The sequence below is a fragment of the Acinetobacter sp. YH12116 genome, assembly GCF_013418895.1.
Classification (GTDB): domain Bacteria; phylum Pseudomonadota; class Gammaproteobacteria; order Pseudomonadales; family Moraxellaceae; genus Acinetobacter; species Acinetobacter indicus.
On sequence record NZ_VPBE01000002.1, the window covers coordinates 79,264 to 102,741 of the forward strand.

The following is a 23,478-nucleotide window of genomic DNA, read 5'->3' on the forward strand; positions in this document are numbered from 1 at the left end:
CTCCCTTTGTAAAGGGAGGTTGGAAGAGGTTAAATCTAAATCACTGCCAGAATACTGACCACGATAGGTGCCAATACTGACAACACAAAACCACTGACCATGGCATGAGGAATAAAGTCATTGCCACAGGCCTGTTTCACCATTGGTAAGGTCACATCCATCGCTGTAGCGCCGGCAGAAGAAATGGCCGCACGTGGATAACGCCAACCAATCAGATACATCAGCACAATCGCAAAGATTTCGCGGAATAAATCATTCATCAGGGCAATACTGCCCAGTTCAGCTGTACGCAGTTCACTAATTACAATCCCGCTCATGGAATAAAAGCCATAGCCTTGCGACAGCATGATCAGATCTTTTAGGGAAATGTGTGATAGCCAGAATAAGCAGAACAGCGCCCCTAAAATCGAGCCAACAATACAGCCCACTGGCACCAGCAGGATGTTCCAGTTTAACCAGGAGTGGTCAAGTGGCGCACGTGCGAGATCAAAACCAATCATTAGCATAAAGACCAGTAATAAATGCCAGGTACTAATATGTAAATTGAGCTGCCAATATTCACTGCCCAGATAAAGCAGATAACCAGCGGCTAAAGCAATGAAGGCATAACTGATATTGAGTAAGGATTGTAGTACCAGACTGAAGGATACGCGTCCTTGGCTGGGCTGAAAACCGGCCCATTTAAACAGGCCATAACAGCAGGCGAAAGCGCCGAGACTGGTGCTAAATGAAATCAGCATTGCGCTGGTTAAAATACGTTCCGGTTGAGGGATTTGGTTTAAAGTCTGGGCAAATTCAAGTGAAATGGCGATCAGTAGAATATAGCTGAAATAAGGTAACAGTTTCAGCATAAGCTGTTGCAGCCAGCGGGGAAACCGGACTGCAAAGGCATAGCCGAGATAGAGACAAAATAGTAGCTGGAAAATAAGCCAAAAGGATTGCATCTATACTCGCCTAAAATCAATTCCTGCTTATTATGCCTGAATTAGCTGGCCAGCTGTTGTTTTGCACGTTTATTCAGTAAGCGATAATCAGCCGGATTCACTTTCTGGGTTTTTAACCAGTATTTCCAGGTATAGGTCGGCCAGAGGGCAAAGTTTTTACCGCCATCTTGCTGATACCAGCTGACACAACCGGATTGCCAGATGGTCCCGGCCAGCATCTCCTGAACATAACGGTTATAGTCATCATGAACCTGATCTTTAATGACTATGGCATCGGTCTGGGTACGTTCGACCAGCTTGATCATCTGCAAAATATAGTCAACCTGTGCCTCAATCATAAACACTACGGAATTATGCGCCAGCACGGTATTGGGGCCTAGCAGCTGGAACAGGTTGGGAAAGCCTTTGGTGCAAATGCCATAATAACTTTCGGCGCCATCTTTCCAGGCCTGTTTCAGCTCCACGCCATGTTCACCGACACAATCAAACGATTTCAGATAAATGCGCGGATCGGTAATAAAACCGGTGCCATAAATCAGACAATCAATTGGGCGTTTTTTGCCATCTTTGGTGATGATGCTGTGTTCAGTCAGCTCCTGAATGGCATCAGTCACCAGTTCGACATTGGTGCGATTAAAGGTCGGATAATATTTATTGGAGACCAGAATACGTTTACAACCCATAATATAGTCAGGAATCAGCTTGGCGGCGATGCGTTTGTCCTTGACCTGATATTTTAAAAAGGCTTCGGCCAGTTTCTGGGTATATTTCATTACCCCTGGTTTTACAATCGGCACCACGCGGGATTCATTGGACCAGTACAGGCGGGCGCGGTGCAGTTTTCTAAACCAGTCAAACTTTTTAAACAGCTTTTTTTCAAGCTGGCTATAGAGTCGTTCATCGCGTGGAATCACCCAGGCGGCGGTACGCTGAAACACATACAGCTGTCTGGTTTGTGGGGCAATTTCCGGAATATATTGAATGGCACTGCCGCCAGTACCAATTGAGGCGACATTTTTACCGTTTAAGTCGTATTGATGATCCCACTGCGAAGAATGAAAGACCTTGCCTTTAAATTTTTCGATCCCCGGAATATGTGGAATTTGCGGCACATGCAAGGGTCCGGAGGCAAATACCACGTATTGGGCAATTAGCTTGCGCTGCTGATTGAGCTGTAAATGCCATTCGCAGTCCTGTTCCTGATAATGCGCAGACAGGACTTCAGTCTGAAACTGGCAATAATCTCTGAGCTGGAACTGATCGGCTAGGTTCTGAATATAGGCAAAAATCTCTGGCGCTTCGGCATAGCGTTTTGACCAGTCGGTTTTGGGCGCAAATGACAAGGAATACATATGCGATTGCACATCACAGGCCGCACCCGGATACTGGTTTTCCCGCCAGGTACCACCAACCTCATTGGCTTTTTCCAGAATAATAAAATCGGTGATCTGTTGCTGCAGCAGGCGAATGGCCATCGCCAAGCCACCAAAACCGGCACCAATAATGGCAATTTTAGTTTTTTGAACGGCATGATTTGTAGAAAAATCATGATTTGACAATGCATCATGCATAGTTGTATATCCTTTTCTTTTTATTTCTATGATTAGCATATAAGCGGGTCAGTGCAGATGCCATGATAGCACTGACAAAAAAATTGATATTTTCGGCAATTTAAAAATAGTGAATGATATAGTAAAACAGATACACAGACGTGACTCAAGCGCCCCTATGAAACGATCCATTCTCGGTCTCATGTACTTAATTCAAGGTATGCGAAATGCCGGAATTGATGTGGATGAGCGTTTGCAAAGTATCGGGCTGCATGCAGATGCACTGGATGCCAGTTCGGTGATTCATCCGCGGCTGGAACTGGATATTCTGAAGATTATTGGCGCCGGGGTGCGACCTGAGCAGGGTATTTTTATTGGCCAGCATTATGCACTGGCCGGTTATGGTCCCTTGCTGATGTTACTGGTGACCTCTGACACTATTGCGACCGCGATTGAAAAAGGCATTCAGTATCAGGGGCTGACTCATCTGACCGGGCAGCTAAAGCTGAAACATGAAGCAGATCGGGTGGCGCTGCAATATCTGCCGAATGATCTGGATAGCGATTTGGGTATGCTGCGGGCGCAATGTGAAATTTCCGGGACTTTCAAGTTTATTCAGGATCTTTACAAGATGATGAGCCTGAATGTGCCGCAAATCCGTATTGAACTGCCATTTGCACGTCCAGATCAGGCACAGGCCCTGGTGGCTTATCATGACTATTATGGTCATGACTTGTGTTTTGGCCATGACCATGCAGCGTTCTGGTTCGAGCAGTCGGTGCTGGAAGTGAAAATTCCATCCGCCGATTCAATTACCTTTAAGACCTTTGAAGAAAAGTGTATTGAAGAGCTGCAGCGCTTAAAACTGGAAGATCAGGCACCGACCTTGGTGCAGCGGGTCAAAGATTATCTGGAATTGCAGCAGGGCGTGATGCCGACTATGGCAGAAACCGCGCAGGCCTTACAGATTCCAGAACGTACCTTGCGGCATCAGTTGCAGCAGTTGAACACCAGTTATAAACAGATTCGTGAAGATTTAATTAAAGACAAGGCATTGAGATTAATTGAATATCAAGCTTATTCAATTGAAATGATTGCAGAGTTACTGGGTTATTCAGAACCTGCAGCTTTTAATCATGCCTTTAAACGCTGGTTTGGACAAAGTCCGCGCCAGTATGGGAAATAGCCTAAGCATTTTAAACCCAAAGTGGTATATTGTGCGGCGGTTATCTTCGTTATCATTTATTAACCCCAAAAGTACTGAATAATATGTCTGACTTCAACTCATCCCACAACACAGCATATACTCCATTGTCTCCGGCAGAACGCTATGCACAGGCGTTGGCGTCGGGGCAGTTCATGCCAGATGAAGCACAGGCCGAAGCGGTACACGAGCTGGACCGGGTGTGGCAAGAGTTAATTCAGCGTTATAAAGCCTCGAAAAAGGCCTTTCGCCGTTTTCGTCGTCAGACATCCCCGCGCGGTGTGTATATGTGGGGCGGGGTTGGACGCGGTAAAACCTGGCTGATGGACCAGTTCTATGAATCAATTCCGTTTCGCCGCAAAATCCGTATGCATTTCCATCACTTTATGCAGCATGTGCATCGTGAACTGAACAAACTGTCAGGGCAGCGTAACCCGCTCGATACAGTGGCTGACCAGATTTATAAAGATGCGGTGATCATCTGTTTTGATGAATTCTTTGTATCTAACGTGACTGATGCCATGATTCTCAGCGACCTGTTCCAGAAGCTGTTTAATCGCGGTATTACTTTGGTGGCCACCTCAAACATCGCGCCAGATGGCTTGTATAAAAATGGTATTCACCGTGACCGCTTTATTCCAACCATTGAAATGGTGAAAAAGAACTGTGCCATTTTAAATGTCGATGCAGGAGTGGATTACCGTTTACGCGTGTTAAAACAGGCGCAACTGTTTAAATCACCGCTGACGCATGACCATAATGTCTGGATGGCGCAGCGTTTTGATGCGCTGACTCATACCCAAACCCATTCGGATGAGCCCATTACCATCAACAACCGTTTAATTGAAACGGTGGCGCATACTGAAGATGTGCTGTGGTGTGAATTCTCGGAAATGTGCCTGAAACCGCGTAGCCCGGCTGACTATATTGAAATTGCTAACCTGTACAATACCGTGCTGGTCAGCAATGTGCCGCATTTAACCGATTATCTGGCCGATGGTACACGCCGTTTTATTTATCTGGTCGATGAGTTTTATGATCGTGGCGTAAAGCTGCTATTAACCTCTGAAGATTCGATTATTGAACTTTACCAGGGTGAAAAACTGGCCTTTGAAATTGAACGGACGCGTTCACGTTTGCTGGAAATGCAGTCAGATGATTATTTACATGCAGCGCATCGTCAGATTTCAGCTGCAGGTGCATCGACTGAAGTATCTTAATACTCATTCAGCATATTTAAAAAGCGTCCAACCGGACGCTTTTTTTGTAGCAAAAAATCTTTGCTGCTTTTATCGACATTTTGTTCAATTCATGGCTTAATCTTGGCTAATAATAAAACCCGGAAGGGCTGAAGTGCCGAATTTTCTTTACAATTCTGAACTTAAGTCTAATTCCGACATTTCAAAAACTTTATACACTGTAGGTTATATATTTCGCTTAATGATAATGTCACATCCTAAGATTATTTTATTTTTAAATAGCAACATTTATTTAATAAAAAATGATCACTATTTAGCAATGTGATAATACTATTCAGCCAAATATAAATCGGTATACTAGAATCTCTTGTATAAAAAGTAGCAATATCAGGAAAGACAATGACTGCACGTATTCAAAAAGGCAAGTTAGCGATTGCTAAAGAACTTTACGATTTCATCGAAAATGAAGCATTACCAGGTTCTGGTTTAGACAGTGACACCTACTGGAAAAACTTTGAGCAAGTCGTTGTCGACCTTACGCCTAAGAACAAGGCATTGCTTGCCAAACGTGATGATCTGCAAGCGAAGATTGACGAATGGCATCGCAATAACACATTTGAACTAGAAGCTTACAAAGCTTTCTTGTCTGAAATTGGCTACTTATTACCAGAAGTAGAAGATTTTCAAATTACGACTGAAAATGTAGATGAAGAAATTGCATTACTGGCAGGCCCACAGCTGGTTGTCCCTGTACGTAATGCGCGTTACTGCCTGAACGCAGCCAATGCACGCTGGGGTTCTCTATACGACGCACTATACGGCTTTGACGTAATCTCTGAAGAAGATGGCGCAGAAAAAGGCAAAGGCTATAACCCGAAACGTGGTGAGAAAGTTATCGCATTCGCGAAAAACTTCCTGGATGAAACTTTCCCGTTGGCGCAAGGTTCACACGCAGATGCAACAAAATATGCGGTTGAAGGCAATGCACTGGTTGTTAGCCTGAAAGATGGCTCAACTACGACTGTTGCAGATGCTGCTAAATTTGTCGGTTATAATGGCGAAGCGGCTGCACCAACTGAAGTTGTGCTGAAAAATAACGGCCTGCATGTCATCATCCAGATTGATGCCAACAGCCCAATTGGCCAAACTGATGCTGCTGGTGTTAAAGACGTAGTTCTTGAAGCTGCAGTAACAACAATCCAAGACTTGGAAGACTCAATTGCAGCTGTAGATGCTGAAGAAAAAGTTGAAGGCTACCGTAACTGGTTAGGTCTAATGAAAGGTACTTTATCAGAGTCAATCGAGAAAAATGGCAAAACCATGACTCGTACATTGAACGCTGACCGTACTTTCAAAAACCTAGAAGGCGGTGAAACTAAAGTTCATGGTCGTTCATTAATGTTACTACGTAACGTAGGTCACTTAATGACTAACCCTGCAATTTTGGTTGATGGTCAAGAAATCTATGAAGGGATCATGGACGCATTGATCACTCCATTATTGACTTTTGCTGACATTCGCGGTGAAAACACGATCAAGAACTCACGTCAAGGTTCTATGTACATCGTGAAGCCAAAAATGCATGGTCCAGATGAAGTTGCATTTGCAGTTGAATTGTTTGAACGTGCTGAACAAGTACTTGGCTTGCCTGCGAAGACTTTAAAAATCGGTATCATGGATGAAGAACGTCGTACTTCTGTAAACTTGAAAAACTGTATTGCTCAAGCTAAAGACCGTACTATCTTCATTAACACTGGTTTCATGGACCGTACAGGTGACGAAATCCATACCTTCATGGAAGCAGGTCCATTCGTTCGTAAAGGCGAAGTAAAAGGTCAAATTTGGTTCCCAGCGTATGAAAACCGTAACGTGATGATTGGTTTGAAAGCAGGTTTACGTGGTAAAGCACAAATTGGTAAAGGCATGTGGCCAAAACCAGACATGCTTTTAGACATGTACAAAACCAAAACTGAACATCCTGAAGCGGGTGCAAGCTGTGCATGGGTTCCATCACCTACAGGTGCTGTGATTCACGCTATCCACTATCACCAAGTGAACGTAGCAGACCGTCAACAAGAATTGTTGGCAACTGAGCCTTTATCTTTAGATGACTTGTTAACTCCGCCATTGGCGAAAGACACTAACTGGTCTGACGAAGAAAAAACTAAAGAGCTTGAAAACAACTGTCAAGGTATCTTGGGTTACGTTGTACGTTGGGTAGATTTAGGTGTAGGTTGTTCTAAAGTTCCAGACATCAACGATGTTGGCTTGATGGAAGACCGTGCAACGTTACGTATTTCTTCACAACACGTTGCCAACTGGTTACGTCACGGTATCGTGACACGTGAGCAAGTTGAGGAAGTAATGCAGCGTATGGCTAAAATTGTGGATCAGCAAAACGCTAACGATCCATTATATACGCCAATGTCTAACGACTTTGAGAACAACATCGCATTCCAAGCTGCGTCTGACTTAATCTTTAAAGGTGGTGAGCAGCCAGCAGGTTATACCGAGCCGCTATTGCACGCAGCACGTTTAAAATTAAAAGGCTATACAGGTGACTAATCCTGAATTTGCCTGATCTAAAAAAGCCTTCTTCGGAAGGCTTTTTTTATGGCAATAATTACACACCGAATAGCACTAGAACTTTCTGTGCAGACCTTTTAGAGTGAAGGAAATCATCAAAATCTGGAAGATGTTATGGGCGCGTATCAATTTCTTGATCAACAGTTTATTGCTGGTGAATGGATCAAGGGCACTTCAACCCGAATCCTGGACAATCTGAATCCTTATACCCAAGAAAGCATTTTAAAATTACAAGGTGCCAGTATTGTCGATGTCGACAGTGCCTATGCGGCGGCTTTGGAGTATGCTGCAAGGTGGGCAGACAGTTCAGCTGAAGCACGAAAAAACCTGCTGCTGCGTGTGATTGAGATTATTCAGGCGCGTCGGGAGGAAATTATCGACTGGCTGATTCAGGAATCGGGCAGTACCCGTTTAAAAGCCAATATTGAAGTCGATGCAGCAATAGGCATTTTAAAAGAAAGCTCGACTTTCCCGGAGCGCATGTTAACTCAGGAACTACCATCTCCCGATCCGACCCGTCAAAGCTATGCGGTACGTAAACCGCTGGGTGTGGTGGCGGTAATTAGCCCATGGAATTTTCCTTTTCATTTAAGTATGCGTTCGGTGGCTGCAGCACTGGCGCTGGGCAACACTGTGGTGCTGAAACCGGCCAGTGATACGCCAATTACCGGTGGCCTGCTACTGGCGAAACTGTTTGAAGAAGCCGGTGCACCGATGGGCAGCCTTAGTGTGCTGGCAGGTGCAGGTAGTGAAATTGGTGATTATTTTGTTGAACATGAAGTGCCGAAACTGATTTCCTTTACTGGTTCTACCGAAGTGGGCAAGCGCGTAGGGCAATTGGCAGTGGGTAGCCCGAATTTAAAACGGCTGGCGCTGGAGCTGGGCGGAAACGCACCTTTGGTGGTGCTGGATGATGCCGATCTGGACTTGGCGGTAGAACTGGCGGTGATGGGGCGCTTTTTGCATCAGGGTCAGATTTGTATGAGTACCAATCGCATTATTGTCGATGCAAAAGTGCATGACAGTTTTGTTGGTAAATTGGTTGAACGCAGTAAAAGCATTCCTTTTGGTGATCCAAATGATGAGGCTACGGTGATTGGCCCAATTATTAACCGCGATCAGGTGCAGAAGATTCAGCGTATTATCCAGCAAGGGCAAGAGGCCGGTGCGACACTGGTACTGCAAGGTGCCACGCGCGGTCATGTGATTCCACCGCATATTTTTATTGATGTTGACCCGGCGTCGAGTCTGGCGCAAGAAGAAAGTTTTGGGCCGGTACTGCCCGTGATTAAAGCACAAAATGAGGCCGAAGCACTGATGCTGGCCAATGCCACACGTTTTGGCTTATCGAGCGCGGTCTGTAGCGCCAATATTGAACGTGCCAAAGCTTTTGCTTTAAAGATTGACGTCGGGATGACGCATATCAATGCCATTACCGTAGCCGATTATCCGAATGCACCTTTTGGCGGTGAGAAAAATTCCGGTCTGGGGCGTTTTAATGGTCAATGGGTCTTAGAAGAGTTTTGTCGCACCCACTGGTTAACGCTACCTAGTTAAAGCGTAGGCGCAACTTAACCGCCTGAAGGCGTATAATAGAGCTGTCTAAACTGAGCAGCCATATTGCCATGTGTGCCAACTTTAAACCGCTTACACCACAACAGCGACAGGATTTAAATCTCCCGGATATTCCTTTTGAATATGAAGATGAGGTCTATCCGGGTTATCACTTACCGTTGCTGTTCAAATCTGAACAGGGGCTGGAATGGCGTAAGGTGATGTTTGGTTTGGTGCCGAAGTGGGCGGAAGATAAGAGCATTGCCCATAAAACCTATAATGCCCGTAATGAAACCCTATTGCAGAAACCCAGCTTTCAGGAAGCGGTGCTGAAACGCAAGTTTGGGGTCATTCCGGTAACGGAGTTTTATGAATCCAAATATATTGACAATAAACCGCAGCGCTGGGGCGTGCGCCGTAAAGATGGGCAGGCGTTTTATATTGCGGCTTTATATGAAATTTGCAAAATTCAGGATGAGATTATTCGTTCCTGCACCATGATTACCATGGACGCGATCGACCACCCAATGATGAAAGACTTTCATGAGCCGGGCAATGTCAAACGTTCGGTGATTGTGATTCCACATGCACGTTTACAGGAATGGCTTGGCCAAACTCAGCCGGATATTCAGCGTTTTGTCGAAGGTTTTCCGGTTGAAGAGTTTGAATGCTCGCATGTGCCAAAAATAAAAATCGAAAAAGTTAGTCCCCAACTGAACTTTTTCGATTCTTTGTCATAAGCAGTGTGTAGAATGCTGGATGATTAACGCGATAAGTTATTAAAAATATGACGCAAACTGTCCATCATTTTTTCAATCTGTAGCGGGGTTAAACCTTCAAAGGACTGTTCCAGTACTACACCGGTCAGATCATTGATTTTTTCGGTCATGGCATGGCCCTGATCGGTCAGAATAACCCGGGTGATGCGCGCATCATCTTCACAGGAGTAGGTCTCCACCAGGCCTTCTTCTTTCAGGCGATAGACAATTTTGGTGGTGGTCGACATCTTTGATACCACCATGTCTGACAGGTCGGAAACGCTGGCATTCGGTTTGGCTTTTAGCGCAATCAGAATGCGGCGGCGTGAGTTATCCAGACCATATTTCTTGAGTGCATGATCGACATTTAACACATATTGAGCATGGACTTGGGTTACCCAGTAATAAGGAAACTGCTCAATATTGAAGTCTTCAGTAGAAGGCAGAAATTTGGAATATTTCTTGGTCATTTAGTTATTCCTTGCATTTTTAATTGTATTTGTGTGAAATCCCATCACATTTTATTTGAAATGTCATATGCTTAGCAAGTTGTTTTAATCGTATTCGTCAATAAAAGGCTGAGGCAAAGCGTTTTTATCAGGAGATCAGTCGGCTTGGGGCGGGATAGTTAGGGAGAGATCATCCCTATTTTAGTCCTGATAAATGGTCATAATCTTCTGTGTAAACTTCAGTATTTCATCTTAAAGATGCGTATTTTTAAAGTGGTTTAGATGAGTAATGAGGATGAAGGTTTTATCCAGCAATCATTCTGCCCAAAACACCCCAAGGTCTTGTCTCCTAAAAAACAACCAATTTCACTTGATCTTAATTGGCTGTTTTTTTCTGCTTGAAATAGCAACTGATAGAGCGTGACACCTCTCTCGCGCAGTACTTTGATAAACGTATATTTGTTGTATTGTCATATATTTTTATTCGTTATTTTTTGCATGAAAATGATCATGATGATGATGTTAAGAGTGAAGCATTGAGGTTAGGGACTTGCTTATCTTTCTTCAGGATTTACTTTCAAACCGTTTAAGTAAAAGTAACAAATTGAAAACTGGGCTACATTTATCTCAATACTAGAAATTTGAGTCTTTTAGATAGAAAAATAATATCTTGGAATTTATTTTTTAATAAAATAATAAAAATCAAATATTTATATTTAAGTTGTGAAATCTAGCCCCGATTTTTGCTCTGATTGCAGTCATTTATCTCTCTTTGGAAGTTTTAATAAAACCTGAAATTTAATTACAAACTTGTACTTTTTTTAAGCAGAAAACTTGGCTTAATTTAACCAATACAGGAATTTACCAAAAAAATTCCGAAAAAATGATTACAAAAATAGAAGATTATGCATAATATTTTTATCTACAGTTGAAAAGGTTAAATTTATGGATCCGTCGCCGGGCCCAGGTCTACATTTCGAATTACACGCTAACCCTATCGGAGAGATGAACTAATGGAGTTTTTATTAGATCCGGGAATTTGGGTTGGTTTAATAACACTTATTATTTTAGAAATTGTTCTAGGTATTGATAACCTAGTCTTTATTGCCATTCTGGCAGAAAAATTACCTCCTGAGCAGCGTGATAAAGCCCGTGTGATTGGCTTGTCTTTGGCTTTGCTCATGCGTTTGGGGTTATTATTCGCAATCTCTTGGTTAGTCACCTTGACTCAACCGCTTATTTCGATATTTGATTTAACATTCTCAGGGCGGGATCTGATTCTCCTGTTCGGTGGTTTGTTCTTGGTCTATAAGGCCGTGACCGAATTGCACGAGAAGATGGAAGGCAAGCCGGAAGTTAAAGTAACCACCAATGTGGTTTATGCCAGCTTCACCGCAGTGGTTGCCCAGATCGTAATCCTGGATGCCGTATTCTCTTTAGACTCTGTTATTACCGCAATTGGTATGGTCGACAACATCTATGTGATGATGGCCGCCATGATTGTAGCAATGGCGGTCATGTTAATGGCGTCTAAACCGCTAACAGCCTTTGTTAACCGTCATCCAACCGTGGTAATCTTGTGTTTAAGCTTCCTGCTGTTGATTGGTATCAGCCTGATTGCAGAAGGTTTTGGTTTCCACATTCCGAAAGGTTATATCTATTCAGGTATTGGTGTAGCCATTGCCATTGAAGCCTTTAACCAGTTTGGGCAGCGTAATGCGGCAAAACATGAAGCGAAAATTCCGCTGCGTCACCGTACTGCAGATTCGATTCTGAAGTTAATGGGCGGCCGTATTGAAACTACGGACATGCATTCAAGTGAAGCACAAGAAACCTTTGCGCATGAAGAGCGTTATATGATTGGCGGCGTATTAACGCTGGCAGAACGTTCGGTTGCGTCGATTATGACGCCGCGTAACCAGATTTCCTGGGTGAACATTGAAGATACACCAGAACAGATTCGTGAGCAGGTATTGTCGGTACCGCACAGTTTATTCCCGGTGTGTCGTGGTAGCCTTGACAAAGTCATCAGTATTGTTCGTGCCAAAGAGCTACTGGATGTGCTAGATGATGAAGAAGCCTTTAAGGCGCTGGTGAAACGTCACCGTCCAATTTACATTTTTGAAAAAATGAAAGTCATTGATGCGATCAATACTTTGCGTACTTCAAAAGGTTCATTGGTATTGGTGAGTGACGAGTTTGGTAATGTGCAAGGTCTGATTTCGCCGCTGGATGTGTTTGAAGCGATTGCCGGTGAGTTCCCGGATGCCGATGAACAGCCAGATTTAATCCGTGTTAACGAGACCACCTGGAAAGCGACCGGTATGCTGGACGTTTATCAGCTTGAGCTGGAACTGGGTATGCTGGATCTGGTGGAAGAAGATGCAGGCTATATTAGTGTTGCCGGCTTAATCTTGGATAAAACCCAGGGCGATGTACAAGTCGGTACGCATCTGGACTATCAGGGCGTACACTTTGAAGTCACCGAGCTGGAAGGTAATCGCATTAAAACCGTGATGATTACCTACGCTTAATTGCCAAAAGTTGGTAAATCAAAAAAGCCTCACTGATGTGGGGCTTTTTCATGTCTGGTATTTATCTAAAGTTCATTTTTCTCAAGAGCGTTACAGTTTTAGATACGCAGTTCAGCTGCAATCACCGGCCACAGGTTCTGGTGAGAGCGTTTAAACATCAGCATATGACCAATTGCTTTGTGGCCATACTGCTGCGGTTTTAGCTCAATCATTCGGGTAGCAGCATTAGGATAGAGGCGCAGTAAATCTTTGACGTTGGCTTCGGTGGCAATTTCATCATCGGAACTCCAGAGTACGCTCATCGGGCTACGGATGTCAGCATGAAAATCTTCAAATACGCTTTTGCCAATGGCATTGATTACATAACCGGGTTTGCCACAAAACTCTGCCCATTGCCGGGCCACATTTTTCGGTAAATTTTCGCCCATACCAATGGCCTGGGTTGGGCCATATCCATGGGTAATGCGGGCGATCGGGAAAATGACCTGAAACATTAGTGGCGCCAGTAGTTTGGTGCGTCCTTTAAGGCCTTTGACATGGCCGGTCGAACCCGATACCGCTACAACTTTGGCCACCTTGGCATGGTTGGGGCAAATACCCAGCAGCTGGCCGCCAGCACTATGTCCCAATAAAATCACCTGTTCGGCCTGGCTCAGTTGCAATACATGCTCGATACCGGCTGCAATGTCCAGTTGGCCCCAATCGACAATACTGGCTTGTGAGTGCTTTAATTTCCCTTGTAAAGAGCCGCCAATACCGCGAAAATCAAAACTGAGCACGTCATAACCTTGCTGGCTTAACCACTCGGCAAAAGGATGATAAAACCCTTGCGTGATGCCAGTCGCGGGACAAATTAGGACAGGGTAAGGCTGCTTTTTAGCCTGATGGGTGTAGAAGCGCCCACTCAGCTGATAGCCATCTGCGCAGGTAATATGGACGGGGTCAAACGAAGTCATAGGATGAACATTAAAAAAAGTGAATGACTCTAATGTAAAGGAGTTTGCTGTGAATGCAGTTGCAATCTCTGACTTCGGGGTCATGCAGTAAGGCAATTCAAATAAGGACAAAACGAAATGAATGCAATGGATCTTGATGTTGCGGTGAAAGGGGCGATTCTGGCCAGCGGTATATTTTTATGGGTGGGCATGCTGACCGGGGTATGGAAATACTGGCAGATTCGGCATTCACCACAGGCGCGTGCTCATTATTATGTCGATATTGCGCATCGTAGCAGTTTGCTCTATGCGCCGGCCAGTCTGATTCTGGCAGCCATGGCTTATTTTTCGGTATGGTCCACCGAACTGAATTTGCTACTGGTGGCAATTAACCTGTTTTTCTTTGCTTTTTCAATCTTGAGTTATGCACTGCATGGTTATTTAAAGGACACCACCAATCAGTTTAAAACTCCGCATCAGTTGGGCAAATGGCATCTGCCAAAAAGTTTAATGAGTCTGGCGATGTTGCTGCTGGTACTGGGTGAGGTACTGGCCACCTTGCTACTGGTGGTGGGTGCGGGATTATATTTATGGGCTTAAGGGTGTGTTGCCAAGCAGTATAAAAAGCTATTTTTCTGATTCTGAGCAGATGGATGAATGCTCATCCATCTGGGTCGGTTAAAAATTAAGAGTTGTGCTGATCAATGGGAGCCGGCTGTCGATATTTTTCATCGACCACAGCCCAAATATAGAAGGTGATACAGACGATTAGTGCGTACATAAAGTATGCCGGTTTCAGGTTGCCCTGAATCAATCCTTGAAAGACCAGCGTCAGCAGCAGCGCAAAGGTGGTGCTGAGGAAAGTCACTAAATTGTTATTTGCCTTCAGAGCGTTAATGAAGACTTGCTTATTGAAATGTAATGATAACATCTCCATCCCTCCTGTATTTTGATCAAAAACAGACTATTTTGATCGGATTAGTTTGTTTAGTTGTACTGCGAATTGCAGTGTATTTCAAGCGCCTATCGCAATATTTTGAAAGAACATAGTGTGTATAAATAAATGCTCGAATTCAGTTCATTTATTTACGGAATATTAGGGCATCACTGTAAAGAAGTGAGTAAAGATGTAGCATTATTTATGCCAGCTTAACAATAGGGCAGCTATTAGGCTTTGGTAGAAGGTATGCAAAAAGAGGGTAAAGAGCAGCATTGCGCTGAATTGAAGGGTTTCAGAGAATGAGGAGAAGCGAAAGTGGATGAGCTTACTTCAATTGACCTGGAAGTTGAGCAAGATTGAGCTAAACCAGACTGAAAGAAAGTGACACAATAAGAGTCAGTTTGGGTAAAACTTGACCATTATTGAGCAATTTAAAATCGGGTTTGGGTAAAACCAGACTTTAACGACTCGGGTTAAGGCTTAGTGTTTAACCTTGTCGATCACAATACAAATCAGCAGGACAATGGTAGATGGAATCAGCCAGGCCAGGTTTTGCGCGCTTAACGGTAAGTTCAGTAAAGCTTCTGGTAAAAAGCCATCTAACCCCGCCACTTTTAAGCCATCAATCACGCCAAAGAATAAGGCTACTGCGGTGACCGGACGAATTACACGCGCTGGAGAATGGAAGTTTTTCCAGAAAAAGCCCAGTAAGATCACTACAATCGCAGGCGGATAAATCGCACTTAATACCGGCACTGAGAGTGCAATCAGTTTGGTCAGACCGAGGTTGGAAATCACCAGCGAGAAACCGACTAAGACAAATACCCAAGTACGATACCTAATGCGGGTAATTTGCGAGAAGTATTCTGCACAGGCACAGGTCAGGCCAATCGCGGTTACCATACAGGCAATGAAAATCATGGCACTTAAGAATAGTGAACCTAAGTCACCAAAAGCATGTTGCACATAGGCATGTAGGATCACTGCGCCATTGGCTGCATTCGGTGCTACTTCATGACTGCCCAAGCCCAGTTTGAACAGGCTTAAATACACCAGGGTTAAACCGATACCAGAGATCAGTCCGGCAATCATGGCGTATTTGGTCATCAGCTTTTTATCGCTGACCCCACGCGAACGTATGGCATTAATAATCACAATACCAAATACCAAGGCACCCAGGGTATCCATGGTTAAATAACCATTGACGAAACCTTCAGAGACTGGACTGTTGATATAGTTATTAATGGCTGGCGGAATATGACCCGCGGGAATGAACGTTGCTGCAACACCCAGAATAATTAACGATAAAATTTTCAGGGGCGACAGGAAATAACCCACCGTATCCAGAATCTTGTTGGGATACAGCGCAACAATAGTCACCACAATAAAGTAGATCAGACTGTAAATCAGCAAGCTGCTCGGAGCTGCACCAAAATAAGAGGAGAAACCAATTTCATAAGAAACGGTTGCGGTACGGGGAATGGCAAATAAAGGGCCTACCGCTAAATAACACACCACGGTCAAAATCAGACTGGCTGCTTTGCCCAGTGGCGAACTTAAAAGCTGGATCGAACCTTCTACACGAGACAGGGCAATAATGGTCAACACCGGCAAGCCCACGGCTGTAATTAAAAAGCCGAAAGCTGCTAACCAAACGTGTTCACCTGCCTGCTGTGCAACAATAGGCGGAAAGATAATATTGCCGGCACCGATAAATAGTGCAAAGGTCATTAAACCTAAGGCAATAATATCCCGTGTATGTAAACTCGTCATAAGGGAGATAGATCGGTTAAACAAAAGAAAGCGATTCTAGAACATGGCAACTGCTTTGGCTAATTTATTTTATAAATCTTATGAATTATTTTTATATATTGGCTTGGGAAATTGATCGGGTTGTCAAAAATTAGTGAAACTATATTGTTGATTTAATTTTTAAAAGATGAAAACTGTTAAATATCAAAAGATAAATTTGAAAAAACAGTCAATAAATATAAAGGTTTTTAATTGTTGAATATTTAAGCAGTAGTGGGTTTGTGGCAGATGGAACCGCTTGTGATCAAACAAAAGTCACTGAAAAGGACTATACTAAGCAAATGTTTCATAGGGGATTTTAAGCATGAGAGCGTCTGCCGTATCGATTAAAACCGAGCAGGATTTAGAAAAATTACGTGTTTCAGGTCGTTTGGCTGCTCAGGTTTTGGCGATGCTCGGGGAGCATATCAAGCCGGGCGTGACCACCGAATATTTAGATGACCTGTGTCACGACTATATCGTAAATACCTTGCAGGTGATTCCGGCCAATGTCGGCTATTGCGGCTATACCAAAACCACCTGTATTTCACCGAATGAAGTGGTTTGTCACGGTATTCCATCTGCGTCGGTTGTGCTTAAAGATGGCGATATTATCAATATTGATGTGGCGGTAATTAAAGACGGCTACTACGGCGATACCAGTCGCATGTATTACGTCGGCACGATCAAGCCGGAAGCGAAAAGACTGGTCGAAACCACCTATGCGGCGATGGTCGCAGGGATTCATGCGGTGAAACCGGGTGCGACTTTAGGCGATGTTGGTCATGCAATTCAAACTGTCGCGCAGCAGGCCGGCTATAAAGTGGTGCGTGAATATTGCGGGCATGGTATTGGTAAAATTTATCATGAACAGCCAAGTGTACTGCACTATGGCCAGCCGGGTCAGGGGCTACAACTCAAGCCAGGTATGGTGTTCACGATTGAACCGATGGTCAATGCCGGCGGCTCCAGAGTCAAAGAGCTCAATGATGGCTGGACCGTCGTGACCACCGATAAATCACTTTCTGCACAGTGGGAACATATGATTGCCGTGACTGAAACCGGCTTTGAAGTGCTGTCGCCGTGGCCGGAAGGTACTGGAGAATACCCGGAAATCTAGCTATAAAACGGCTTATTTATACTTTAAAAGTATTAAGTGATATAAATTAGCTATTTGTTAATGCTGTCTTTTGTACATATTATGTATTTATAGATTCTTGCTGTAGTTTCTAGTTTTTATAGCTTATCCATCCCTGGATAAGCTTTTTTTTTTGCCTGAAATTTGAGTTGGCTTTAACGCTGTGACAGTTTTTCCACCAGAAAATCAATAAACACCCGTACTGCCGGTAACAGGCCGCGACGGGATGGATACACGGCATGAAAAACCCCGTGCGGCGCACGCCAGTTTGGTAACACGCGTACCAGTTCGCCTGACTGAATATAGGGTTCCACAATATTGTCCGGGAGCAGGGCAATCCCACAGTCCTGACGGGCCAGTTGTGCCTGTAGCATCAGATCCGAACCCATTACGGTCGGGTTGACTTTAATTTTCTTCTGCCGCTGATGTTCATCATAGACCACAATATGCTGATCGACATGATCATCAGCCATACTGAGAATATGATGCTTGGCCAGATCTTCCGGCTGTTTCAGGTCGCCGTGCTGGTTTAAATAGGCCTGACTGGCAAAGAGATGCTGTTCAATGGTTTCAAAGGTACGAATCACCAGATTCGGATCATCATCCAGATTGCTGCGTACACGCAAGGCCAGATCAATCCCTTCATTAATCAGATCAACCCGGCGGTTACTGACCAGAAGCTGGACTTTAATTTCCGGATAGGTCTTTAAAAATTCCGGCAGAATTCTGGACATTTCATTCTGGGCAATGGAGACCGGCAGGCTAACTTTAATCAGGCCGCGCGGCTGAATACTCAGATGATCAACCAGATCATGCGCTGCCTGTGCTGCATTGGCCATCACCTGTGCATGTCGATACACGTTCATGCCAATATCGGTTACGGCAAAATGGCGGGAATTGCGCTGAATCAGGCGCACGCCCAAACGTTCTTCCAGATTGTGCACACGGCGGCTCAGTTTGGATTTGGGGATATCGGTTGCACGTTCTGCGGCGCTAAAACCGCCATGCTCAACCACCTGGGCAAAGCAGTAAAAATCATCGAGGTCCGAAAGCATGTGTAGTTATTCCATTTATGCAACGATAAGCAGATTAAATTATGATTGTTCTGGGCTGTCAATTTGATTTGTGCGGTTTTTGCAGCGTCTCTTTTCGCCTTTGTGATGCGTGGCAAGCTTAAGTTATGGCTACAAATCCTTTACACTAAGGATAAAGTCCATGAGATGATCAATACATGTCTTATCAACTGATTCAACAGCCCGATGCCGATGCCAACGTGATTTGTCCTTGCTGCCAGCAGGCGATTATTGACTGGTCACAAGAGCAGTATATTCAGCCCTGTGAGCATACGCTGTTTGTGGCGCTGGATTTGGGTTTTGAATATATTGCCGATGTATTTGAAGCAACCATGGCGCGTAGTGTCGATGAAATTCACGCACATGATGATCAGCTCAATATGTTTCAGGAACTGACCACAGCCAGCTTTCCGCATTATCTGATCATTCGCACTGATTTGGGTGTGCAGGATTTATCGCGTTATATCGGCATTGCTGTACCAGAATCCAATTAAAAAAAAATAAGCTTCATAAGGAGCTTATTTTTTATCATAAAGATCAGGCTGGTTTAGCCTTCAATTTCTTCCTCGACATCATCATCAGCACTGTCCATGCCCAGTTCTTTCAGCTTGCGGGTCAGGGTATTACGTCCCCAGCCCAGCAGTTCAGCGGCATGGCGTTTGCGGCCACGGGTCTGTTGCAGCGCGGCATTAATCAGGGTGCGTTCAAACATCGGTGTGGCGATGTCCAGAATTTTCATTTCGCCGTTTTTCAGTTTCTGTACGGCCCATTGACCCAGCAGCTCATCCCAGTGATGGATCGAGACGCGGTCTAAATGCAGATTGGACGGTACATCGCCTGATTTTTCAATTGGAATCTGTTTCAGTTCCGAAGGTAAATCTTCCGGATAGACTTCACGGCCGGTAATCATGACAGTTAACCAGCGGCAGGTGTTTTCCAGCTGGCGCACGTTGCCTTGCCAAGGCAGTTGCTGCATATACTCCTGGGTTTCCGGACGCAAGATTTTCGGACTCACGCCTAGCTCTTTACCGGCACGCGCCAGGAAGTGCTGCGCCAGCATTGGAATATCTTCACTACGATGCGCCAGTTTGGGAATATGAATCCGGATCACGTTCAGACGGTGATACAAGTCTTCACGGAAACGGCCTTCGTGTACCAGCTTTTCCAGATCTTGGTGCGTTGCAGCAACAATACGCACATCTACCTTCACCGGAATATGGCCACCAACACGGTAGAATTCACCATCGGCTAAAACACGTAATAAACGGGTCTGGGTTTCAAATGGCATATCGCCAATTTCATCCAGGAACAAGGTGCCGCCATTGGCTTGTTCAAAACGGCCCTGACGCTGGGTGTTGGCGCCGGTAAAGGCACCTTTTTCATGACCAAATAATTCGGTTTCAATCAGGTCTTTCGGAATGGCGGCCATGTTGAGCGCAATAAACGGTTTGCTGCTACGCGGTGAATGGCGATGCAGGGCATGTGCCACCAGTTCTTTACCGGTACCCGATTCACCATTAATCAGTACGGTAATATGCGATTGCGATAAACGGCCAATGGCACGGAATACTTCCTGCATTGCCGGTGATTCACCAATAATTTCGGTCGACTGAATGGGCTGTGCGGTTTTGGCTGATTCCTGTTGCTGTAATTTGGTGATATGCAAAATGGCACGATTCACCAGCGCTAGCGCTTCATCAATATCAAACGGTTTTGGCAAATATTCAAAGGCACCAGTTTGATAGCTCGACACTGCAGATTCCAGATCCGAATGTGCAGTCATGATAATCACCGGTAAATCTGGATAGCTGGCTTTGACTTTACCGAGGAAGGTCAGGCCATCAATACCCGGCATACGGATATCGGTCAGGATTACATCCGGTGCATCGACACCCAGTTGCTCCAGGGCAGATTGGGCTTCTTCAAAACTGGTGACGTCAAAACCTTCTTCCTTGAAGGTTTTTTCCAGTACCCAGCGCATGGCACGATCATCATCAATTACCCAAATTTTATTTCGCGACATGGTTAGACTCCCAAGGTATATATAAGCTAAATATTGTTTTTCCTGGAACAGATTGGCACTCAATCATTCCGTTGTGTTGATGCATAATATTCTGTGCGATGCTCAGGCCCAGTCCGGTGCCTTTGGCGCGCGCCGTAACCAGCGGATAGAACACCGATTCAATAATTTCTTCCGGCACACCGGGGCCGTTGTCTTCAATATCAATCCGTACCACCGAGCGATGAATCACGCCATTAATGGTGACCAGGCGCTGAATACGGGTTCTTAAAATCAGTTCGGGCTGATGTTCTGCAAAGAATTCCTTGTTTTCCATCATGGCCTGTACCGCATTGACGCTAATATTCAGCATGACCTGAATCAGCTGGTCACGATCCGCCATGACTTCCGGCAACGACAGGTCATAATCTCGAATGATTTTGACTTTTTTCTTGGTCTGGTTGGCAATTAGCGAGCGCACGCGTTCCAATGGTTCATGAATATTGACCAGTTCATAGCTTGGTAACTGACGTGAACCGAGCATGGTATCGGCCAGATTTCTGAGCCGATCGACTTCATTAATAATAATGTCGGTAAACTCTGCATATTGAGAGTCATTCAGACTGCGCGCCAGTAGCTGGGTTGCACCGCGAATGCCGGCCAGCGGGTTTTTAATTTCATGCGCCACGCCGCGCACCAGCTGCCGCGCCACCTGATGCTGTTGAATCAGATTTTCTTCTTTGGAAATTTTCAGCATCCGGTCAATCGGATTCAGTTCAATCAGCAATAAAGGATGATAGCTTTTGCCGGCATTCAGCTGCGAAGCGGTGTAATCGACATGAATGTCTTTAAAGTTGACATTAATGGTAGCTTCACGGCGGGTATAAGGCTGTCCGGTGCTTAAGGTATTTTGTAGCGCTTCGTAGGTATTAAATTCATCGGTCGGGAGATGCAGTAAATTCATTACCGGCTGTCCGGCAGCACGCAATAAACTGATATCAAACAGCGCCTCACAAGAGGAATTGAGGTAAAAAATATTCAGGTTGCTGTCAACCAGTAAAATGGCAGTGGTCAAATTGTCCACTAAAAGGCGATAGTCGATAGCCGGGCTTTGATCCATTAGCGGTGGCATCCTGTATTAAAATAGCGCAATGGCATCTTCATAAAGCAATAGGTTTCTGAATTAAGAACGTTAATGATGCAAATTAAGCAAAATGCACGCCAACTTTGTTCAAATTCCTGTAAATCAAGCCAATTTATGAGAAAAATGCGCTGAAATGGACGGGTTGATTCAGGTATAGCGGATAACGCCAGTGCTGTAAACCAAAAGTGAATCAAAATGGTGCAATATTGTGTATAAGCCGGCTTTAGTGGTTGTATTTTGGTGCATTATGCAAAGAGTGGGCTATTTCTCTATTTTTATGGCCAGAAAAGTCATACAATACGCGCATTCTAGTGGAGCGCAGATTCATGAAGTCCCCCAAAGTCGGTTTTGTTTCTTTAGGTTGTCCTAAGGCATTGGTAGATTCTGAACGAATTTTAACTCAGTTAAAGACTGAAGGTTATGATGTCGCATCGGATTATGACGGTGCTGATTTAGTCGTGGTTAACACCTGTGGTTTTATTGAATCTGCAGTACAAGAGTCTTTAGACGCCATTGGCGAAGCCATGAATGCCAATGGTCGCGTCATTGTGACTGGCTGTTTAGGTAAAGACGAAGACAAGATTCGTCAAATGCATCCGAATGTCTTAAAAGTGACTGGTGCAGCAGCCTATGAAGAAGTTATGGATGCCGTGCATCAGTATGTGCCGGAGCCACCAAAGCACAATCCGTTTATTGATCTGGTGCCAGAACAGGGGATCCGTTTAACCCCGAAACATTATGCTTACCTGAAAATATCAGAAGGCTGTAACCACCGTTGTACTTTTTGTATCATCCCGAGCATGCGTGGTGATTTAGTTTCCCGTCCGGTCGGTTCTGTTCTGGAAGAAGCCGCAGCGCTGAAACGTGCTGGTGTAAAAGAAGTTCTGGTCATTTCTCAAGATACTTCAGCTTATGGTGTGGATACCAAATACAAGCTAGATTTCTGGAACGGCCAGCCGGTTAAAACCAAATTCTATGACATGTGTGAAGCCCTGGGCCAGCTGGGTATCTGGGTCCGTTTGCATTATGTCTATCCTTATCCGCACGTCGATGCTGTGATTGACCTGATGGCGCAAGGTAAAATCTTGCCGTATCTGGATATTCCATTCCAGCATGCCAGTCCGAAAATCCTGAAACTGATGAAACGTCCGGCGCACAGTGAAAATACACTAGAGCGCTTAAATGTATGGCGTGAAAAATGTCCGGATCTGGTGATTCGTTCCACCTTCGTGGTTGGCTTCCCGGGTGAAACTGAAGAAGACTTCCAGATGTTGCTGGACTGGTTGAAAGAAGCGCAGCTGGATCGTGTCGGTTGCTTCACTTATTCACCGGTTGAAGGTGCAACCGCGAATGATCTGCCAGACCATGTGCCGGAAGAAATCAAGCAGGAACGTTATGAACGTTTCATGCAGGTGCAGCAGGAAATTTCAGCCGCAAAACTGCAAAAACGTATTGGTCAGACCATGACTGTGCTGGTGGATGATCTGGAAGAAGAATTCCCGGTTGCCGTTGCGCGTTCTTATGCAGATGCACCTGAAATTGATGGTAACGTGTTTGTTGAAGATATCGACAAGTCAAAAATTAAAGCAGGCGATTTGCTTGAAGTCGAAATTACCGATGCAGATGAATACGATTTATTTGCCAAGCTGATTGCGATCAAATCTGCTTAAGTACTGATAT

At 44.7% G+C, this 23,478-nt stretch carries 19 protein-coding genes; 10 read left to right on the plus strand and 9 right to left on the minus strand.

Annotation, left to right across the window (positions count from 1 at the left end; translation table 11 throughout):
- Positions 1–35 precede the first annotated feature (35 nt).
- Both FTU54_RS01765 and FTU54_RS01770 read right to left on the minus strand, forming a co-directional pair.
- Positions 36–944, minus strand: coding sequence for a lysine exporter LysO family protein (locus FTU54_RS01765; RefSeq protein WP_180074347.1), 909 nt, complete (start codon positions 942–944; stop codon positions 36–38).
- A gap of 41 nt (positions 945–985) precedes the next feature.
- A complete protein-coding gene (locus FTU54_RS01770; RefSeq protein WP_180074349.1) occupies positions 986–2,515 on the minus strand; it encodes an NAD(P)/FAD-dependent oxidoreductase in 1,530 nt (509 codons plus the stop codon).
- Between the two features lie 157 nt (positions 2,516–2,672).
- On the opposite strand from FTU54_RS01770, the gene FTU54_RS01775 reads away from it, so the two are divergent.
- The 5 genes from FTU54_RS01775 (at position 2,673) to FTU54_RS01795 (ending at position 9,777) form a co-directional block, all read left to right on the plus strand.
- Positions 2,673–3,680 (plus strand): AraC family transcriptional regulator, encoded by a 1,008-nt coding sequence (locus FTU54_RS01775; protein WP_168389801.1) that lies wholly within the window; start codon positions 2,673–2,675, stop codon positions 3,678–3,680.
- Positions 3,681–3,763: 83 nt separating this feature from the next.
- Positions 3,764–4,918 (plus strand): cell division protein ZapE, encoded by a 1,155-nt coding sequence (zapE, locus tag FTU54_RS01780; protein ID WP_180074351.1) that lies wholly within the window; start codon positions 3,764–3,766, stop codon positions 4,916–4,918.
- A 378-nt stretch (positions 4,919–5,296) separates the two neighbouring features.
- Complete coding sequence (locus tag FTU54_RS01785; RefSeq protein WP_160241353.1) at positions 5,297–7,462, plus strand: malate synthase G; 2,166 nt, start codon at positions 5,297–5,299, stop codon at positions 7,460–7,462.
- A gap of 135 nt (positions 7,463–7,597) precedes the next feature.
- Positions 7,598–9,040: an aldehyde dehydrogenase family protein gene (locus FTU54_RS01790; RefSeq protein ID WP_104488980.1), complete on the plus strand. Its 1,443-nt coding sequence runs from the start codon at positions 7,598–7,600 to the stop codon at positions 9,038–9,040.
- A gap of 68 nt (positions 9,041–9,108) precedes the next feature.
- A complete protein-coding gene (locus FTU54_RS01795) occupies positions 9,109–9,777 on the plus strand; it encodes an SOS response-associated peptidase (RefSeq protein WP_005177558.1) in 669 nt (222 codons plus the stop codon).
- A gap of 23 nt (positions 9,778–9,800) precedes the next feature.
- Here the strand turns inward: FTU54_RS01795 and FTU54_RS01800 are convergent, their stop codons facing one another.
- Complete coding sequence (locus FTU54_RS01800; protein WP_005177561.1) at positions 9,801–10,265, minus strand: MarR family winged helix-turn-helix transcriptional regulator; 465 nt, start codon at positions 10,263–10,265, stop codon at positions 9,801–9,803.
- Between the two features lie 992 nt (positions 10,266–11,257).
- Between FTU54_RS01800 and FTU54_RS01805 the strand changes: the two genes are divergently transcribed.
- A complete protein-coding gene (locus FTU54_RS01805) occupies positions 11,258–12,778 on the plus strand; it encodes a transporter associated domain-containing protein (RefSeq protein WP_104488977.1) in 1,521 nt (506 codons plus the stop codon).
- A 98-nt stretch (positions 12,779–12,876) separates the two neighbouring features.
- Here the strand turns inward: FTU54_RS01805 and FTU54_RS01810 are convergent, their stop codons facing one another.
- Positions 12,877–13,734: an alpha/beta fold hydrolase gene (locus FTU54_RS01810; RefSeq protein WP_104488976.1), complete on the minus strand. Its 858-nt coding sequence runs from the start codon at positions 13,732–13,734 to the stop codon at positions 12,877–12,879.
- Between the two features lie 117 nt (positions 13,735–13,851).
- Between FTU54_RS01810 and FTU54_RS01815 the strand changes: the two genes are divergently transcribed.
- Positions 13,852–14,313: a hypothetical protein gene (locus FTU54_RS01815; protein ID WP_005177567.1), complete on the plus strand. Its 462-nt coding sequence runs from the start codon at positions 13,852–13,854 to the stop codon at positions 14,311–14,313.
- Between the two features lie 85 nt (positions 14,314–14,398).
- On the opposite strand, the gene FTU54_RS01820 is transcribed toward FTU54_RS01815, so the two are convergent.
- Positions 14,399–14,644 (minus strand): hypothetical protein, encoded by a 246-nt coding sequence (locus FTU54_RS01820; protein WP_168381365.1) that lies wholly within the window; start codon positions 14,642–14,644, stop codon positions 14,399–14,401.
- Between the two features lie 489 nt (positions 14,645–15,133).
- Positions 15,134–16,426: a branched-chain amino acid transport system II carrier protein gene (gene brnQ / locus FTU54_RS01825; RefSeq protein ID WP_168399635.1), complete on the minus strand. Its 1,293-nt coding sequence runs from the start codon at positions 16,424–16,426 to the stop codon at positions 15,134–15,136.
- Positions 16,427–16,769: 343 nt separating this feature from the next.
- Between brnQ and map the strand changes: the two genes are divergently transcribed.
- Positions 16,770–17,564, plus strand: a complete 795-nt coding sequence (gene map / locus FTU54_RS01830; RefSeq protein WP_168399636.1) for a type I methionyl aminopeptidase — start codon at positions 16,770–16,772, stop codon at positions 17,562–17,564.
- Positions 17,565–17,737: 173 nt separating this feature from the next.
- Here map and FTU54_RS01835 read toward each other — a convergent pair whose 3' ends face one another.
- Complete coding sequence (locus FTU54_RS01835; RefSeq protein ID WP_016658206.1) at positions 17,738–18,637, minus strand: LysR family transcriptional regulator; 900 nt, start codon at positions 18,635–18,637, stop codon at positions 17,738–17,740.
- Positions 18,638–18,813: 176 nt separating this feature from the next.
- Here FTU54_RS01835 and FTU54_RS01840 point away from each other — a divergent pair, with 176 nt between their 5' ends.
- On the plus strand, positions 18,814–19,149 hold the full coding sequence (locus tag FTU54_RS01840) for a hypothetical protein (protein WP_005177579.1): 336 nt from the start codon (positions 18,814–18,816) through the stop codon (positions 19,147–19,149).
- Positions 19,150–19,202: 53 nt separating this feature from the next.
- Here the strand turns inward: FTU54_RS01840 and glnG are convergent, their stop codons facing one another.
- Together glnG and glnL are read right to left on the minus strand one after the other, a co-directional pair.
- A complete protein-coding gene (gene glnG, locus FTU54_RS01845; RefSeq protein WP_005177581.1) occupies positions 19,203–20,678 on the minus strand; it encodes a nitrogen regulation protein NR(I) in 1,476 nt (491 codons plus the stop codon).
- Positions 20,665–21,774, minus strand: a complete 1,110-nt coding sequence (glnL, locus tag FTU54_RS01850; protein WP_016658204.1) for a nitrogen regulation protein NR(II) — start codon at positions 21,772–21,774, stop codon at positions 20,665–20,667. The genes glnG and glnL overlap by 14 nt, the downstream gene beginning before the upstream one ends.
- 350 nt (positions 21,775–22,124) lie before the next feature.
- On the opposite strand from glnL, the gene rimO reads away from it, so the two are divergent.
- Complete coding sequence (rimO, locus tag FTU54_RS01855; protein WP_005177586.1) at positions 22,125–23,468, plus strand: 30S ribosomal protein S12 methylthiotransferase RimO; 1,344 nt, start codon at positions 22,125–22,127, stop codon at positions 23,466–23,468.
- Positions 23,469–23,478 lie beyond the last annotated feature (10 nt).